General features: G+C 43.9%; 1 protein-coding gene. It reads left to right on the top strand.

The annotated features are described in order from the left end of the window. Positions 1–55 precede the first annotated feature (55 nt). Complete coding sequence (locus HMPREF2955_RS01270) at positions 56–1,018, top strand: IS982 family transposase (protein ID WP_371326377.1); 963 nt, start codon at positions 56–58, stop codon at positions 1,016–1,018. The last annotated feature ends 14 nt before the right edge of the window (positions 1,019–1,032 follow it).

Below are 1,032 nucleotides of genomic sequence, written 5' to 3'. Positions count from 1 at the left end.
AATAACCCGTTGGCGGAATAAAATCAAATCAATAAATATAGACAAAAAGTTGCACATGTCGTTGATTTTCAGTAACTTAGTAACTGTAAACCAATTAAGTTTAAATCATCGCATGTACAACCTCTATACAAAATTCGTGAAAATCCTTGAGATATGCAAGCAATTCTCACAAAATCTCGTCAATGAATGTGGCAACATTCCACGCCGTGGCCCAGTACCCAAGTTCTCGGATTTGGAGGTGGTGGCATTATCGCTGACGGCTGAGGCTGAAAGTATTGACAGTGAGAAATGGTTATTTGACTACAGGTTGCAAGAACACAAAAGCAATTTCCCCAATCTCATATCAAGAAGGCAGTTCAATGACCGCCGTAAGAAAACAGCAGGCTTATGCGAAGAGATACGGAAAAGGATTGCCATGGAAATGGACGGGGAAGAAGGACAGTTCTTTGTCGACTCCAAACCAATAGGGGTGTGTCGGGTGGCAAGAGGGAAACGGTGCAAGATGGGACGTACTGGGGACTTCTCACAAGCTCCGGACTTCGGTTACTGCGCTTCACAAAACACATATTATTTCGGATATAAACTGCATGCCCTCTGCGGGTTAACAGGTGTCATCCACTCATATGACCTGTCCAAGGCAAGCATACCTGACCTCGACTACATGAAGGATGTGAAATTGTCTTATCATGACTGCAGCATCTACGGGGACAAAGGATATATAGGAGCTGACGTTCAACTTGACCTGTTCGAAACCGCCCATATAAGGCTCGAATGCCCGTATCGGGTGAACCAAAAGGATTGGAAACCGACTTTCATTCCACTTGCCAAGGCAAGAAAGAGAATTGAGACGCTTTTCTCACAACTCACCGAACAATTCCTCACCATAAGAAATTACGCCAAGATAACGAGTGGCTTGTACGCCAGAATCATTGCCAAAATCAGCGCACTAACCATTCTTCAGTATGTGAATTTCATTAACAACAAGCCCATCGGCAGAATTAAGTATGCCCTAAATTAATTCCGCCAACGGGT

It is taken from the genome of Prevotella sp. HMSC073D09, from assembly GCF_001814145.1.
In the GTDB taxonomy this organism is placed as follows: Bacteria; Bacteroidota; Bacteroidia; order Bacteroidales; family Bacteroidaceae; genus Prevotella; species Prevotella conceptionensis.
Note: the sequence above shows the minus strand (reverse complement) of the source record. Positions and strands in the feature narration are given on the sequence as shown.